This window comes from Rhodococcus sp. C-2 (genome assembly GCF_027854095.1).
GTDB lineage: Bacteria > Actinomycetota > Actinomycetes > Mycobacteriales > Mycobacteriaceae > Rhodococcus_F > Rhodococcus_F qingshengii.
In genome coordinates this window covers 253,325-268,600 of record NZ_JAQGFI010000011.1, presented here as the reverse complement: position 1 = coordinate 268,600, position 15,276 = coordinate 253,325, and the positions used below count along the sequence as shown (strand labels likewise).

The window sequence follows — 15,276 nt, the reverse complement described above, 5'->3', positions numbered from 1 at the left end:
GAAATAGGGGACAAATTTATTCGTCAGGCATGGTGATGCCGAGTTCCTGCACCTTTTCGGCGACTGCCTCTGGAAAAACGTTCTTGAACAGATAAAGGTCTTGTCCGATCACCCAACCAGGTGCCAAAGCCGTCGCATATCGTTCGAAGTATCCGAGCTGTTTACCGAAAAGAACCAATTCCTCGGGACTCGCAACGCCCCACTGCTTGCCCAACTGAATCAGTGCCATGATCAATTCACTGAGCTTGAGTTCACCCAGGTCACGGCCGAGAATCGGGGCCAGGGCCGTTGCGACCTGCATACCGAGCTGATCGTCGTCGACCTCGTAGTCGGTTGCATATCCCAAGGATCGAATTCCGCGGGCGACACGGGCGAAATCACCGTCGATGAGGGTCGCTCGGAACATGTCGGAAAGGATGGATCTCCAGGTCTCGGGAAGGACGCCGACGATGCCGAAGTCGAGCATCGCTATCCGGCCGTCGTCGAGGACCCACAGATTCCCGGCATGTACGTCTCCGTGAAACGGACCGTGAACGATGACTGATTCGAGCCAGACCTTCACTCCGCGTCGGATCAGCATGCGGGCTTCGTCGATACCGTCCGGACCGGCGACGAACCGATCGAGCGGAACGCCTCGCATGCGTTCCATGCAGATGACTCGGGGGCCGCAGTAGTCCCAGTACACCTCTGGTGTCGTGACTCCTTTGTTGTCGCCGAACGCACTGATGTTGTTCCGGAAAGTGGTTTGCCGGTCGGCCTCGACCGCGCTGTTCAATTCCGTCATCGTGGCGTTGTGCAGATCGCGAATGATGGCGGTGGCATTGGCAATTCGAAGGAACTCGACAAATTTCTCGAGGATGTTCGCGCCCCAGTACGCCGCCCGCAGGTCGATCAGCATCCGCGCATAGATGTCCGGACGCTGGATCTTGATGACCGCCTCTCGGCCGTCGTGCAGAACGCACGCGTGTACCTGCGCTACCGATGCGGCCGCGAGAGGTACGTCGTCGAATTTCGCGAACAGGTCGTCCACGGGGTATCCGAGGTCTTCGTGCACGACGCTTCTGGCCTGCTCGGCAGGAAATGACGGAACGTCGTCGAGGCAACGTAGGCATGCATTGGCGACGGGGGCGGGGAACAGGCCTGACGACGACGCGACCAGTTGCCCGAGCTTGACGAAGGTGGGACCCAGCGCGATGAAGCCGTCGACCATCCCGTCGGAGGCAGCGTCAGCCCACGTGCGTCCACGCTTGCGGAAAGGCCACACGATCAGTGCCAGCATGATCGACGTCGACAACACGACGGCGATGATCGCGGAACGCCACAACTGGGCGAGGCCGAAGCGTTCGAGGTCCGGCATGTGGACTTCGAGGGCAGTGGCGGGCACTCCTGACGAGTACGGCCCGACAGGTCGCGTTGGATCCAGCACAGCTCTCCCTCGTTCAACGAGCGCATCCAGCATTTTGCCGTGAGATCACTTACGCGACCCCTTCCGTTAGTCAGTATGCCAAGTCACACATAACTGCCGGAACCGCCTACGCGTTCAGCCTACGATCGGTGAATGCGTGAGCACTTGATCCCGATCGGCGAGGTTGCAAAATCGTTCGGAATTGCGGCGTCGACCTTGCGTTATTACGAGGACGAAGGACTGCTGTCCGCGCGGTCGCGAACTGGCGGCAAACGCTGGTACGGGCAGCGTGAGCTGCGCCGGCTGGCATTGATCCGGATGTACACCGAGACGGGAATGTCCTTGGAACAGGTGCGGTCCTTCATCGAAACCGACACCACGTCCGACCAGTTCTCGACGGTTCTCGCAGATCAAGTGTCGACACTCGAGGCACAGATCGCCGCTGCTACGCGAGCGAAGCTGATCCTCGAGCATCACCTGACGTGTCGGCAAGAGCGTCCGATGCAGTGCCCGTGGTTGCTCGAGCAGCTCGACATTCGTGTCGAAGCGGCGCTTGACTTCAAGTTGACTTGAACCTTCATAGTTAGGGCGCACTTACCGCCCTATCTGGAGGTTGACCATGTCGGCACGACGATGGCTGCCGCTCATCGCCGCATGCATCGGAACTTTCCTGTTACTGACGTACGCCACGATCACAACGATCGCGGTGCCGGCCATCGCAGTCGGTTTGGACGGCAGTACGGGCGCGATGTCATGGGTCGTCGACGCCTACACGCTGGCTCTTGCCGCGCTTCTTGTGGGCATGGGCGCACTCGGCGATGCGTGGGGACGCAAACGCCTCTACATCTGCGGACTGGTCGTGTTCCTGGTTGCAACGGCCGTGTGCGCGATTGCTCCGGACGTCACGGTTCTGGTCGTTGCTCGCGGCGCGCAAGGAATTGCCGGTGCGGCGATGTTCGCGACACTCTTGCCTCTGCTCGGCGACGCATATTCGGGCCGCGATCGGCACGTGGCTTTTGCCGCGTGGGGTGCCGTCGCTGGATTGGCGGCGGGAATCGGCAATGTTGCAGGAGGGCTGCTGACGCAGTTCTTCGACTGGCGTGCGGTCTTCTATTTCGGAATCCCCATGGCCGCAGTGGCGCTCGCAATGGGTGTGTTCTGTTTCGCCGACAGTGAGCGCGGCGACGACAACATCGACTGGGCCGGAATCGTTTTGTTCACCCTCGCTGCCGTTGCCGCGGTTCTCGGCGTGACGTGGGGCGGCGACATCGGGTGGGCTTCGTCGTCGACAGCTCTTGCCTTCCTGATCGCAATCGGTGCGCTGACGGCGTTTGTGTGCTGGCAGCGTCGAGGCAGCAGTCCGATGCTCGATCCGGCATTGTTCCGATCCCTGAAATTCGACGGCGTCCTCGTCGCTGCTTTCGGGTACTACCTCGCGGCCTACGGCCCGCTCGTAGTCCTTTCACTGTGGCTGCAGAACGGGCTGGAACTGTCGGCATCGGCGGCCGCACTCGTGCTCTCGATTCAACCGCTCGCTTTTGTCTTCGTATCGGCCTTGTGTGGATCACGGCTTCAGCGAGTCGACCTTCGACTGTCGCTCGGATTCGGGACGATCCTTTGCGGAATCGGTTGCGTGGCCATGCTGTACGTTCTCACCGAGCCGGTCTGGCCCGCACTGATCGCCGGGCTGATTCTGACCGGTGTCGGTTCGGCGATGGTGTCGCCGGTGCTGCCGGGTGCCGCGATGTCGGACGCCCCGGCAGAGCGCGCCGGGACGGCTTCGGCAACAGCCAACTCGTCGCGTCAATTCGGGCTTGCCGTCGGAATTGCGTTGTGCGGCTCGCTCTTCGTCGGTCCGGACGAGTTCGCCTTGCTGTGGCCGTTGGTCTTCTGTGCCGGCGTCGGAATGCTCACGGGTTTGGTGTCGATCCTTCTCTTTTCTCGTTCGTCAACTCCTGAAACAGTTCAACCAATCGCCGAAAGGGCACACACATGACCACGCTGTTCACTCCACGACCGCACCGGCGTATCGAGATGGACTGGAATCGCCGCAGGTTCCTCGGCGCTGCAGCAGGATTGGCTGCTGCGCTGGCAGCGGCCGGTTGCTCGCGTTCGGACGCAGACGCCGGGGGCGAAGGCGACGCAGGCTGGTCCTTCACCGATGATCGCGACAATCTGATCGAATTGGATTCACCACCAAGGACATTTGTCACCTACACCGGTATCGCGGGTGCTCTGTGGGATTACGGACTGGTGCCTGTCGGAGTTTTCGGGGCACTGACACGATCGCCGGGATCAACGGACACCAGCATCTCCGGCAATTTGGATTTCGCGAAGACCGACATGGTCGGGCAGCTCTGGGGACAAGTGGAACTCGAGAAGATCGCTTCGCTGGAGCCGGACGTCGTCATAGTCCCTCAGCTGCGTGGTTCGGCACTACTCGACGAGGCGAACTTGGATGCGGTGAAAGGCTTGTCGACAGTACTGTTCGTGGAAACGGCAGCAGGAACCATCGACCGAACCGTGCAAGAGATCGTGGAACTCGCCGTGGAACTCGGGGCGGACCAGGATATGGAGGCTCAGCGAAAAGACTACGACGCTGCGCGTGCACGGATCTCCGAAGTTGCTTCTTCGCTGAATAATTCACAGGTTTTGTTCGCGTCCGCAGATCCGGACACGATTCGTGTCAGTCGTTCGGGATTCCCGATCCTTGCAGATCTGGCGGGATTGGGCCTTGCCGTCGTCGATCCGGCCGCGGGATCGTCGGTCTACGTCGAGAAACTGGCTTGGGAGATGGCGGACCACTATCCGGCCGACATGATCTTCCTCGACGATCGCCCGTCCAGTTTGCAACTGGATACGCTCGGCGCCAATCCTGCGTGGTCCAACTTGTCCGCGGTGAAGGAGGGGAAGATCGGCACCTGGAATCCGGAACCCGTGCTCAGTTATGCCGGGATCGCCCGTACGTACAACGATCTGGCTGACCAGCTGCTGGCATTCTCACATTCCTGACCGCCGCGTCGTCTACGACGTATGGACCTCTTCACCGCTCTGTCTGCTCGTGTTGAATCCCTCGATTGGCCTGCGCTGATCGAGGGAATCGACTCCAGTGGGTGTGCCCAGACGACGCCGATACTCGACGAGTCGGAATGTCGCGAAATTGCTTCCTGGTACTCGGAGGTCGACCGGTTCCGGAGCACCGTCGACATGGCTCGATACCGTTTCGGCCAAGGGGAGTACCGGTACTTCGGTGATCCCGTACCGGAGCCGATCACGGCTATGCGATCCGCCTTCTACCGACACCTCCTGCCCGTGGCGCGGGAGTGGGCGTTCAAGCTGGGCGAGGGTGCACCGTGGCCGGATTCTTTCGAAGAATGGATCGATCAGTGTCACGACGCCGGTCAGAATCGCCCTACCCCGATCCTTCTGTCCTACGGACCTGGTGACTGGAATGCATTGCATCGGGACTTGTACGGAGAGTTGGTGTTTCCCTTGCAAGTCGTGATCGGGCTCGACAGACCTCGCATCGACCACGTCGGCGGCGAGTTCTTGCTCGTGGAACAGCGGCCGCGCGCCCAGTCGAAAGGGACGGTGACAGTTCTCGGGCAAGGTCACGCTTTGATCTTCACCACGCGGGATCGACCGGTGCAGAGTTCTCGTGGGTGGTCGAGAGCCCCTGTGCGACATGGTGTCAGCGTGGTGCACTCGGGTACGCGTCGAACATTGGGATTGGTGCTTCACGATGCCGAGTAAGACGTACATTCTCCGCGACGCTCGCAACAAACCCTACGAGAGTTCGACGCCCGGTGTGCTTGGCGGGCACCGGAAAACGAAGATCTACGGGCGACTCGACTGTCGAGGGGCCGCGCAGGCAATCGCGCGTGGCGGGTATGTCGCCAGTCGGGTGTTCTTCGCGGACGAGCCGACCGCGATTGCGGCCGGCTATCGCCCCTGTGCCGTCTGCATGCCCGAAGGTTACGCAGCCTGGAAGGCAGTTGCTACGCGCCGAAGCGGTCGCGGTACTCCTTCGGAATGAGCGGCTTGTCGCCGCGGACCTTCAGCTGCTGGACAGCCCAGGTATTGCCGTCCGGGTCGGCGAATCCGAAGAAGGTGCCCCCGTCACGCTCGTCGAAGACGGTGACCTCACTGGCATCGACGCCGCGGCCGATGAGCTCTTGGCGAGCCGCTGCAGCGTCGGCCACGACCAACTGCAATCCCTTCAACGAACCAGGGGTCATCTCGGTCTGCGACGGCAGGTTCCCGATGACGATCGAGCAGCCCGAACCACGCGGAGTGAGCTGGGCGACCGTCATGTGTTCGTTGACGGTGTGGTGGTCGAGATCGAAACCGACCTTGTCACGGTAGAACTCGATGGAGCGGTCGAGGTCACTGACGGGAACGATGACTACTTCGAGGGTCCAGTCCATGAAACTGCCTTTCGCTGAGGAGGTTCGGGCAAACAGGTGGTCAGAGTTGCGCGACGATCTTGTCCAGGCGTTCGTAACCTTCGGTGACGCCGAGCTCCATATTGCTCTCGATCATTCCGTCTCGCGCTTCGAGGCTCGGATATACGGAATGGCCGGAGAGGCGGGTGCGTCCGTTGCCCAGATCCTCGAACGTGATCGATTCGATGCTGACGACGTCGGGAAATCCCTCGTATTCGAAGGTCTGGATGGCAAAGTCGTTCTCGCGAACGACGTGAAATACACCGTTGAACCGGAACTCTTCGCCCTCGGGGTTGCGATGGACGTACTTGTATCGACCGCCGCTCACGAACTCGTATTCGTCGATCTCCATCTCGTATCCGTTGGGGCCGAGCCACTGCTTGACCAGATCGGGATTCGAATGAGCTGCGAAGACGGCACTGACGGGTGCGTCGAATTCGCGGGTGATGTCGATGTACGGCACGCCCTCAGGAGCCGTGATGGTGACGGGATTGGTGGTAGCCATGGCTAAGTCTCCTTCTGTGTGGTGCTGAGTAGGTGATCGAGCTTGCGGAACTGTTGTTCGTGGATCAGTCGATAGCGGTCGATCCAGGCGGTCAAAGCCTCGAGAGTTGCGGCGTTGAGATGTACCGGCCGCCTCTGGGCTTCGCGGCTGCGAGTGACCAAACCCGCGGCTTCGAGTACCTGAATATGTTTGGAGATGGCCTGTTTCGTGATCTCGAACGGCTCGGCCAACTCGTTGACCGTTTGGGGGCCGGTGCTCAGGCGGGCGATGATCCGCCGTCGTACCGGGTCGGCAAGCGCCATGAACGCTTTGTCGAGACGCTCGTCTGCCCCTGGATCCACGATCACTTGTCAACCATCTCCTTTATCAACCAACCTGTTGATTACGATACGAGCCCATGCCGAGGGTGTCAATGCTTCGAAACCGATTAGCGTGGAAACCATGAACGCTCTGATTCCTCGGCCACGATTGGAAGTGGCGCCGGGGGCGATCCTCGTTCCGGATTGGCTCAGCGTCGAACAGCAACGCTTCTTGGTGGCCGAGTGCCGACGGTGGGCGACCGCACCCGTACCGATGCGCTCCGCTGTTGTCCCTGGTGGGCACAAGATGTCGGTGCAAACAGTCTGTCTCGGTTGGCATTGGCAGCCGTACAAGTACACGCGCATCGCCGACGACGTGAACGGTGCGCCTGTCGCAGCGGTGCCTGACTGGCTCGTCGATCTCGGCCGGGCCGCAGTTGCCGCTGCCTATGATGATCCGACTGCGGGGGAGCGGTACACGCCGGACACCGCGCTGATCAATTTCTACGACGAGGGCGCTCGGATGGGAATGCACCAGGACAAGGACGAGCGCTGCGACGCTCCCGTCGTCTCACTGAGTGTCGGGCAGAGTTGTGTCTTTCGATTCGGGAATTCCGAGAACCGGAACAAGCCGTACACCGATGTCGAACTCCATTCGGGTGATCTCTTCGTCTTCGGTGGAGAGTCTCGGTTCGCATATCACGGAGTGCCGAAAGTTATTGCGGGAAGTGCAAGTCCCGACATAGGTCTGCCGTCCGGACGGTTGAACATCACGCTGCGCGATACCGGAATGTCGTGACTGTCTCACCCCTGCTGTGCCACTGGTGCAGCAGGGTCGAAGTCTGCGCTCGAAGGTCCGTCCCCGACCATCTCGATCAACTCGGTCGACGGTGGAGTTGGCAGCGTGCGCCAGCGCTCTCGTTCGAGGTTGTGGGGTTGTGTCTCGTTCATGCCCTCATTATCGACTTCCGGCTCCGATCCACCAGTCGGGGATGGGCCGGGTGCAATTCGGTAGGCCGTTGAGCGCCCCGCTCTCTCGTCGACATCCTCGGACCTCAGCACGTCGACGACAGTTCGGGTCGCGGCACGGGTCTGGGGAGGTTGGTGGGTGGATTCGAGGCGACCGTGGTTCGCTTATCCCAGTGTCTTGTTGCGGCCGGCGAGGGAGCCGAAGACGAGTTGCACGGCCAGCAGCACCAGCAACGCGATCAGCGGAGTCGTCCAGGAATCGACGGCGTCGTGCAGTGCACCGAAAACGAGGGGACCGGTGGCGGCCAGAAGGTATCCGACGGACTGTGCCATACCCGAGAGTGCCGCTGCTTGACCGTGATTGACAGTGCGTATTGCGAAGAAGGACAAGGCAATGACAATCGATCCGCCGATGCCGATGCCGAGGAATGCATTCCACAGCAGGGCCCAGGAGGGGAGGAGGAGTTGGCCGAGAACTGCCACTGCGGCGACCGACACCAGCCCGAGGACGGCTCCTCTCTGATCCTTGGGCAGTTTGTGCAGGAGCACTGCTGTGAGGAGGCTGCCGACGATCGAGAATATTTGCATGATGCCTTGATGCAGTCCGGCGGTAGCCGCGGTAGTGCCGTGTGATTCTTCAATGGTGGGCCACCATGTCAGAACGGTGTAGAAGAAGAGAGATTGGACGCCCATGAATATTGTGATCTGCCACCCGAGTGCTGAGCGCCAGGGGGAGCGATGGCCGCCTGGATGGGAATCCAAAGCCGCAGCATGATCGTGTTTCGGAAGCGTGCGTCGGCGAAGTTGGGGAAGGAACACCCCAAATCCTATGAGAGCCATAGCAGCCCAGATTCCGAATGCGATCCGCCAACCGTGATCGGTGAGACCGGCGATCGGCACGGCAAGTCCGGATGCGGTTGCGGCGACGGCTGCAGAGACCGCCGAGAAGATGCCGGTCAAACGGCCGGCTTCGGTCGGGAAGTCTCGTTTGAGGAGCGCCGGCAGTAGAACGTTCATTGTTGCGATGGACATGCCGAGCGATACGGTACCGATCCACAGCGCAGGCATCCACGGAACAGAGCGGATCACGATCGCTAAGGCGAGCATGCCGAGTGCTGCTGCGAGTGTCCGTTCCATTCCCCACCGAGCTGCGATGACCGGGGCAACGGGGGAGAACACTGCGAAGCACAGCAGTGGAAGGCTGATCAGCGCTGATGCTGTTGTCGACGAGATATCGAGATCGGTGCGTACCTCACCGAGTAGCGGGCCGACGACTGTGATTGAGGCTCGAAGATTGGCTGCGATGAGAAGAATGCCAGCGATAACGAGTCCTCGGCGCATTATCGGTATCGCGCTCGGGGCAGACGCCACGTTTTCGGTGTCGGAGATGACGTTAGCCATAGGTGTGCCCTTCTGAGATTGTCTGTGCGCTGAACCTCTTGTGTGTCAGCTACTTCGGCATGTTTTGCAGAAAGAGGGATCGGCTGTGGTCCATCAGTCGGACCACTGCGGCGGCTGCGCCGTCCGGATCGCGGTCACGGATGGCCGCAAGCAGCTGCCGGTGTGGGTCGTCGTCGGTCCAAGGTCCGATGAACAGCTGTCGAGTCTCCTTGTCGGACTTACCTTGTGGGATGCTCATGGTGTCAGAGCGATCGAGACTGCGGTAGATGTCCGTGATCAGTTGGTTCCCGCTCGCTGCGAACATCTCCAGGTGGAAGTCGAGGTCGTACTCGACGGATTTGGCGACGTCGGGCTCAGCGTCTCGGCCATCCAAAGCCCGAGTCATTCGGTCGATGTCTTCGGGCAGGGCTCGTTCGGCTGCGAGTCGGGCGGCGTAGAGCTCCAAAGCTTCACGGGCTTCGAAGATTTCGAGCACGTTCTCCGCCGCTGCACGTCTTTGAAGTGCAATTTCGAGTTCTGAGCTCGCGCAGACGTAGGTTCCGTCTCCCGGGCGTGCTTCGAGGAGGCCGGCATGGACGAGGCCGCGAATGGCCTCCCGGACCGTATTGCGGCTCGCGCCGGTCATTTCGACAAGTTGATGCTCGCCGGGGATCTTCTCCCCTAATTCCCAGTTGCCAGAAGTGATCTGGGACCGCAGTTGTTCCGCGATCTGCACTGAAAGTGGGATGTTGCGTGCGGTGGGTGCGATACGGGAATCCGGCATGAGTCAAATGTAGGACATTTGGCGATTTGTGGATAGGTTTACCTTTGTGATCTAGGGCACTCGGGTTCGGATCGGCCTGGGCGGGGTACCGCCCTTCCGCATGTCTGCGTGCACGTGAGTGCTCCTGCCGACCGCGCACGGGGCAGTTGACTCGACTCGAAGGGCAACTGCGATCGATTCCTCACGGAACCTCATGCCTAGCAGACCCTCACGTGCGGGTCATTGCTGCGATTCCAGCGTCCATGCGGGCTGGTCGGTCACTTCCGGGCCGTCGTGCAGCACCCAAGCACACGGCTCGGAAATGTAGGTGGCAGCATCGGTGAACCAGTATGTTTCGTCGGGTGCCCAGCCCGCGATGACGCTCGCCGTCTCGGTATCGACCTCGATCGCGGTTCCTGCTGCCGCGAGGTATCCCGTCACGGTAAGGTGCACTCCCTCAAATCTTTCCGCGACCTGCACCCAGTCGGGGATGACCCACCTGCCTGATCGGCCGGTAGTCCGATACCAAACCTGCCGCGTTTCTGCGGTGACCTCGAGCGGGAACCGTCTGCACAGCTCCGACCAGGCTTGCGCGCTGTCGATCTCGTAGATGCGTGCGCCAGTCGGTGGCCGCAATGCTCGGACGACGACCCGTTCCCATCCCATGCTGTCTTCGACGAACCACAAGCCCGCCGGAGTCCCGTCGAACAGCGCCCTCGTCGAACCCTGAGTGGGTGGATTCGACCACCAATAACCTGACCAGTTCGCCGCGGGGTCCACCGGGCGGTCACGTTCAGCTCTCGCTTCCGATTCCAGGGTGCTCGTGCGCCACTCGCTGAGGAGTTGTTGCGCAGCAGGCACTTCGTCTGTGTCCGGAGATTCCTCACCTCTGCTCAGAATCGACCATTGGTCGGATGAGGCGAGCGAGGTTGACCACCACCGCGCGCATTCGGAGCCGGCGATGTGCTCGGCGACGCGTCGAAGCTCATCTCGCATAACTTCGGTGGCGACGAGGACGTCTTCTCCGTCGGGATCCTGCCAGTAACGCGCCGCATCGACCGCTTCTGCGAGGGCGGAGCGTAGATCGACGGCGGTGACGTCGGGGAGCGATATTTCCGTGAGGCTGCGCGCCACGCCCTCCGCGGTGACTATGGTCTGCCGGGCCTCTTCGGCGCCCGGGCCGAACAACACTTGGGAGGTTCCTTGTCCGATGTCGAGGTGATACGCCGCCCGGTGAGCGTTGATGCGGAACATGTCGTCGCCTGGCTCGGGACACAGGGCGCGTTCGGCGTCGATCGCATACGCGAGCAGCATCCGGCGTCCGCGCGGGCCCGACAGCAAAATATCCGCAGTGAGCATCTGTTCTCCCGTTTTCTGGTTCAGATGACGGTAGCCGAGGTCGTTGAGACGGAGAACTTTCTCCTTTGATGTCGGAAATCCCGACGGTCCCGTCGCGCACGACATGATCGCCACACACTGCATTCGGCGGCGAAGGCGGACGGAAGGGAGCCCCAGGCTGCTGCCAGTCGCGTGAACGCCGCTTCTTTGGTGTGCGCGATCACTGCCGTCTTTGCGTAGCTGTGGTTTTCGTCGATCAGAGCTCTCTGTTTGCCTGTAGTGACTGCGAAATAGGTCGTATTGATTGCTGAGGCTGAACAATAGAGAGGGCTGAAAAAGTTGGGAGACAGGTGTTTTGGCAGGAGTGATCCGTGTGCCATCAGTACAGTCTCGACCGGAACCAGTGATCGAGGCTGATCATGTCGATCTGGTGCATGTCGAGACTCAGCTGGGCAGCAGCTTTCACCGCGTCGGCGCGGGGGATAGAGTTCTGGGGCAGAGTCCAGTTGGTCTCCCGTGCATGTTGCTCGAGAAGGTCGATGACTGTCCGCGGGACAGGCTCGTTGACGTGAAGTGTTGAGCCGTAGCGAAATTGCTGTTCTATCGACAACTCGTAGATGGATCGGGCGAGTAGGTCTACGTCGACTACCGACAGGACAGCGCTACCGCCGTCGATGATCGAGTCGAGGCGAGAGACAATTCGCGTCAGTGTCGGAAGAAACCATCTGTCGCCGGGTCCGTACACGAGATGCGGCCGGACGACCAGGCCTCCGGCGTCGCGCACGAACTTCTCGGCGAGAGCGCGCGTGCGACTGGCAGGTGAGAAGGGGCTGAGAGGTGCGCCGTTGACCGGCAAGTCTCGAAACGGTCCCGGCCCGTACACGGCCGCGGTACTGACGTAGAGCAAGCGTTCGACGCCGACGTCGGCGGCCATCGACGCAACGTTCTGTACGCCGTGTTGGTTGACGTGAACGCACTGTTGTTCGTCGTCGCCCACGTACGACACGCAACAGATGACGGTCGACGCCTGACTCATTGCAAGTCGTAGAGAAGCACTTTCGTTGATGTCGCCGATCACGGTGGCGATTCCTTCACGGCCGAACTGTTTGGCTGCGGTGGCCGTGCGAACGAAACCGATTGCAGCGTTTCCGTCGCGGGAAACCAGCTGTTTCATCACTGCGGAGCCGATGAAACCAGTGGCCCCGAGTACCAGAGTCGTCACGGTGTGTCCGTGTCGAGAGCGTTGCTGCGGGCTCTTTCGACGTATCGTTGAGATTCATTCCGTCGGCAACGAGAGCTGGGTAGATCATGCAGGAGCGTGCTGTCCTGACGCGCCAGGCCGTCATTTTGGGTGCTGCGAAGAGCTTCGAGAAGTTCGGGTACTCCGCCAGTTTGGGCACGATCTTGCAGCACGGGGGTGTGTCGAAGGGGGCGATGTATTTTCATTTCGCGTCCAAGGAGGAGCTTGCGCACGCGGTCATCGCAGCGCAGCACGGTATGGCGATGGAGGGTACCCGGCGGGTTGCTGCGCACTCCGACATCGCGGTCGAAACCCTGGTGCTCGTTTCGCAGGAGATGGCTCGGCAGCTTGTGACCGAGCCCATCGCGCGAGGTGGCATGCGGTTGACGATGGAGATCGGCAGTATTCAAGGCCCCATCGAACAGCCGTACCTCGATTGGATCGAGGCTATCAAGCAGGTGGCAACCCAAGCGGCCGAAGCCGGCGATATCGTCCCGGGCACCGATATAGACGCGTTGGCTCGATTTGTGGTGGGGTCGTTCACCGGAGTGCAGATTCTCTCGGAAATGCTGACGGGCAGAACCGATCTGTACGAGCGGTTGAGTCAGATGTGGAACCTGGTGCTGCCAACGATCGTCCGCGAGGACAAGTTGGCGCACGTCATGCAACTGGCGGCGCTTGCACCGAGAGAGTGGGAAGCACCGAGCGCTTGACGTGGAAGACGCGACGAGAAGAACGTGTTCGTTCCCTCTCATGATTGGTCCGCAACTGTAATTTCGAGTTCCGCGGTGGTTTCCAGTTCTTGAGTGAACCGAACTCGGTGCACATGGCCCGACGCGTCAAGGGGGATCGTTGACACCTCGCACGGCGTTTCCCATTCAGTGAACCTCGGAAAGACCGCCGAGAGTGAGGCGATCTTTGTTGCTGGGTTGCCGATGTGAAATCGGAGCGCTTGTCGGGCGGCCTCGAAAAGTATCATTCCTGGGATGTGGTCGACGGGGTGGTCGAAAAGGGAGTGGTTGCGCGGATCGGGAGCGCAGAACATCGCGTGCCGAGCAGGATCAGTGCTGATGAGCACATCTCCATCGGTTAGGCGTCCGACTCGCTCCGATCCGACCACCGCGGCTCCGGAAGGAAGGATGCGCCGGCTCGGGCGGTGGTCTTCTCGTCCTTGCCGAATTCGACGGTATCCCTCGGGGCTGACTCCTCGCGCAACAGCGTTGCATCTGGCGACGTGCCGGTTGCCCTCGCTGAGGATCCCCGACACTTCGACCCCCGAAACCGCTCCGTCGCGATGAGTGAGGTTGTCCACTGTCATCGAGAAACTCAACGGCTCCGCGACTGATTGCACGTCGAGCGCGTCCAGCATCTCGAAGCTGAACCTTTCCATGAGGAACTTGTAGTGCAGTGGAATCTCGTATCGGGTGTGGCACAGAAGCACCACTGCCTGTCGAAATGCTTCTGCCACCCCGAGCGGATCGTGTTGCTCGCTCGATACGTCGAATATCCGGTGCGAGACCGGGAGTTGCACAGCAACCTGGTACGCCGAGTCCGATTCGATCCGGTAGTCCGTCAAGAAAACCTCGGCAACAGCATGTCTGTGGACAAGATGCCGCGGCACTGTGCGTGTGTATTCCATTGATTGAATGCACCTTTCGATGTTCACTCGTGTCTTCGGTGTCGTGTAGGACCTAATATTCGACGTCCGGGCGCGTCATCGAATCGTCAAAATTGACGATCTTTTCGAAGGTCGAGTTCGATCAGGGGCGGCACCCCATCTCGGCGAGTGTGTCTGGGGCACTTCCTGCTAGAAGCGTCCGATCCGAAGTTCCAGTGGGTGTCTGCGTGCGTCGTGACCAGAGCGGCGGAGCATCGCGCATGCCTCCAGCTGGGAATGCACCCCCAGTTTTTGCAGGATGCTTCGGATGTGGGCGCGAACCGTGGTCGGTGCGATGTGGGCGGTTCGAGCAATCGAGTCGACATTCGAGCCTCCGTAGAGAAGGCCCACGATCTCGAACTCGCGATCGGTGAGACTGCTGATTCGTGCGAATTCTTCGGTGCGCAACCGGATGCGTTGTACGAGCGAGGACTTGTCGTGTGCAGACCGAGCGGAGTTGGGGTTGATCGCGGCCTGCAGCTCATCGAGCAGGGATGTGAATGGCAGTTGAGAGTTGAGCACGGCGTGGGCGCCCGCTGCGAGCCCCCGAATCATGGAGTTGCCGCTACTGAGATCGCCGACCAGGACCGATCCCTCGAGCGCGGAGAGCTCCTTCACCTGCCAATCGACGCCCCCGAGTGGTAGGAGAACGAGCGCTCTACCGTGATCGCTGGTGTGATGCCTTAACAGGCTCATGTCTGCGGTTTGTGGCTCGGAATAAGCCCTGGCGCTGATTCCGGCAGCGATTGCATTGGCGAACCCTCGATTGCTATGAGTGGTGTACACGGTGACTGTGATGGAGAGTGTCATAGCGACTACATCTCCGGTGGAGGTCCGCTCCGCCCGCTCTCTTCGCTGCGAAACCAAAACCGTTGCTTTCAGCGTGGTTTCGTCAGCAGGTTAGCTATCGCAGTGACCTTTCCGCTGATGCGCACGAAGGTTACGGCGATATCGCAGTTGCCCGTCTTCCCATGGAAACTCGCGCGTTCGACACCTGATCATGGACCTTCGAATTATGCTGGGGCGCTCAATATTTGGGCGATGAGTATCCCGTGTAGACGAGTCATTGGGCGTTCCGTCGACGACGTGAACAACTCTCCGGTGTCTCGAGGCATTCAGGCGTCTCGATCGAGTTCCGCGAGGCCGGTGCGTCGCGCCTCAATGTTCCGTGCGCGGCCGGGTCGAGATATTGACTGTTACCGTCAGTTGCACATACCCTGTTCATTGGCGCTGACCTTAGGGAACCCGGCCTGAACCGGCCGATCGTTCTCGGTC

Annotated in this window: 18 protein-coding genes; 7 read left to right on the top strand and 11 right to left on the bottom strand. The window is 60.6% G+C overall.

What is annotated here, in order from left to right; translation table 11 throughout:
* Nucleotides 1-16 precede the first annotated feature (16 nt).
* Nucleotides 17-1,426 carry an ABC1 kinase family protein gene (locus PCS43_RS23830; RefSeq protein WP_058226661.1) on the bottom strand — a complete coding sequence of 470 codons (1,410 nt, stop codon included), beginning with the start codon at nucleotides 1,424-1,426 and terminating at the stop codon, nucleotides 17-19.
* Nucleotides 1,427-1,558: 132 nt separating this feature from the next.
* Here PCS43_RS23830 and PCS43_RS23825 point away from each other — a divergent pair, with 132 nt between their 5' ends.
* Genes PCS43_RS23825 through PCS43_RS23805 form a run of 5 tightly spaced genes read left to right on the top strand, consistent with a single transcriptional unit; the run spans nucleotide 1,559 to nucleotide 5,441 of the window.
* Nucleotides 1,559-1,978: a MerR family transcriptional regulator gene (locus PCS43_RS23825; RefSeq protein WP_007729752.1), complete on the top strand. Its 420-nt coding sequence runs from the start codon at nucleotides 1,559-1,561 to the stop codon at nucleotides 1,976-1,978.
* Nucleotides 1,979-2,024: 46 nt separating this feature from the next.
* Entirely contained in the window at nucleotides 2,025-3,401 is a 1,377-nt protein-coding gene (locus PCS43_RS23820; protein ID WP_209910103.1) for an MFS transporter, read from the top strand.
* Nucleotides 3,398-4,417: an ABC transporter substrate-binding protein gene (locus PCS43_RS23815; RefSeq protein ID WP_209910100.1), complete on the top strand. Its 1,020-nt coding sequence runs from the start codon at nucleotides 3,398-3,400 to the stop codon at nucleotides 4,415-4,417. The genes PCS43_RS23820 and PCS43_RS23815 overlap by 4 nt, the downstream gene beginning before the upstream one ends.
* Nucleotides 4,418-4,438: 21 nt before the next feature.
* Complete coding sequence (locus tag PCS43_RS23810) at nucleotides 4,439-5,158, top strand: 2OG-Fe(II) oxygenase (RefSeq protein WP_007729749.1); 720 nt, start codon at nucleotides 4,439-4,441, stop codon at nucleotides 5,156-5,158.
* A complete protein-coding gene (locus tag PCS43_RS23805; protein WP_007729748.1) occupies nucleotides 5,148-5,441 on the top strand; it encodes an Ada metal-binding domain-containing protein in 294 nt (97 codons plus the stop codon). Before PCS43_RS23810 ends, PCS43_RS23805 begins: the two co-directional genes overlap by 11 nt.
* Here the strand turns inward: PCS43_RS23805 and PCS43_RS23800 are convergent.
* The 3 genes from PCS43_RS23800 to PCS43_RS23790 are packed head-to-tail and all read right to left on the bottom strand — an operon-like array spanning nucleotide 5,404 to nucleotide 6,702.
* Nucleotides 5,404-5,832, bottom strand: coding sequence for a VOC family protein (locus tag PCS43_RS23800; RefSeq protein WP_007729747.1), 429 nt, complete (start codon nucleotides 5,830-5,832; stop codon nucleotides 5,404-5,406). The genes PCS43_RS23805 and PCS43_RS23800 overlap by 38 nt on opposite strands.
* A gap of 40 nt (nucleotides 5,833-5,872) precedes the next feature.
* On the bottom strand, nucleotides 5,873-6,355 hold the full coding sequence (locus PCS43_RS23795) for an SRPBCC family protein (RefSeq protein WP_003940319.1): 483 nt from the start codon (nucleotides 6,353-6,355) through the stop codon (nucleotides 5,873-5,875).
* A gap of 2 nt (nucleotides 6,356-6,357) precedes the next feature.
* Nucleotides 6,358-6,702 carry an ArsR/SmtB family transcription factor gene (locus PCS43_RS23790; protein WP_003939956.1) on the bottom strand — a complete coding sequence of 115 codons (345 nt, stop codon included), beginning with the start codon at nucleotides 6,700-6,702 and terminating at the stop codon, nucleotides 6,358-6,360.
* A gap of 94 nt (nucleotides 6,703-6,796) precedes the next feature.
* Here PCS43_RS23790 and PCS43_RS23785 point away from each other — a divergent pair, with 94 nt between their 5' ends.
* The gene (locus PCS43_RS23785; protein WP_030536476.1) at nucleotides 6,797-7,453 is read left to right on the top strand and encodes an alpha-ketoglutarate-dependent dioxygenase AlkB family protein; all 657 of its coding nucleotides are present in this window, start codon (nucleotides 6,797-6,799) and stop codon (nucleotides 7,451-7,453) included.
* Nucleotides 7,454-7,458: 5 nt separating this feature from the next.
* Here PCS43_RS23785 and PCS43_RS23780 read toward each other — a convergent pair whose 3' ends face one another.
* The 5 genes from PCS43_RS23780 to PCS43_RS23760 all read right to left on the bottom strand — a co-directional run bounded on the left by PCS43_RS23780 (nucleotide 7,459) and on the right by PCS43_RS23760 (nucleotide 12,326).
* Nucleotides 7,459-7,605 carry a hypothetical protein gene (locus tag PCS43_RS23780; protein ID WP_020723613.1) on the bottom strand — a complete coding sequence of 49 codons (147 nt, stop codon included), beginning with the start codon at nucleotides 7,603-7,605 and terminating at the stop codon, nucleotides 7,459-7,461.
* Between the two features lie 183 nt (nucleotides 7,606-7,788).
* Nucleotides 7,789-9,024: a CynX/NimT family MFS transporter gene (locus PCS43_RS23775; protein ID WP_050656055.1), complete on the bottom strand. Its 1,236-nt coding sequence runs from the start codon at nucleotides 9,022-9,024 to the stop codon at nucleotides 7,789-7,791.
* A 49-nt stretch (nucleotides 9,025-9,073) separates the two neighbouring features.
* Nucleotides 9,074-9,787 carry a FadR/GntR family transcriptional regulator gene (locus PCS43_RS23770; RefSeq protein WP_003940486.1) on the bottom strand — a complete coding sequence of 238 codons (714 nt, stop codon included), beginning with the start codon at nucleotides 9,785-9,787 and terminating at the stop codon, nucleotides 9,074-9,076.
* A gap of 219 nt (nucleotides 9,788-10,006) precedes the next feature.
* On the bottom strand, nucleotides 10,007-11,125 hold the full coding sequence (locus tag PCS43_RS23765; protein WP_209910097.1) for a hypothetical protein: 1,119 nt from the start codon (nucleotides 11,123-11,125) through the stop codon (nucleotides 10,007-10,009).
* Nucleotides 11,126-11,483: 358 nt separating this feature from the next.
* A complete protein-coding gene (locus PCS43_RS23760) occupies nucleotides 11,484-12,326 on the bottom strand; it encodes an NAD-dependent epimerase/dehydratase family protein (RefSeq protein ID WP_030536480.1) in 843 nt (280 codons plus the stop codon).
* Nucleotides 12,327-12,412: 86 nt separating this feature from the next.
* Here PCS43_RS23760 and PCS43_RS23755 point away from each other — a divergent pair, with 86 nt between their 5' ends.
* Nucleotides 12,413-13,057, top strand: a complete 645-nt coding sequence (locus PCS43_RS23755; protein WP_003940238.1) for a ScbR family autoregulator-binding transcription factor — start codon at nucleotides 12,413-12,415, stop codon at nucleotides 13,055-13,057.
* A gap of 38 nt (nucleotides 13,058-13,095) precedes the next feature.
* Here the strand turns inward: PCS43_RS23755 and PCS43_RS23750 are convergent, their stop codons facing one another.
* Together PCS43_RS23750 and PCS43_RS23745 are read right to left on the bottom strand one after the other, a co-directional pair.
* Nucleotides 13,096-13,983, bottom strand: a complete 888-nt coding sequence (locus tag PCS43_RS23750; RefSeq protein WP_063315604.1) for a ScbA/BarX family gamma-butyrolactone biosynthesis protein — start codon at nucleotides 13,981-13,983, stop codon at nucleotides 13,096-13,098.
* Between the two features lie 168 nt (nucleotides 13,984-14,151).
* Nucleotides 14,152-14,811 (bottom strand): helix-turn-helix transcriptional regulator, encoded by a 660-nt coding sequence (locus PCS43_RS23745; RefSeq protein ID WP_063315605.1) that lies wholly within the window; start codon nucleotides 14,809-14,811, stop codon nucleotides 14,152-14,154.
* Between the last annotated feature and the right edge of the window lie 465 nt (nucleotides 14,812-15,276).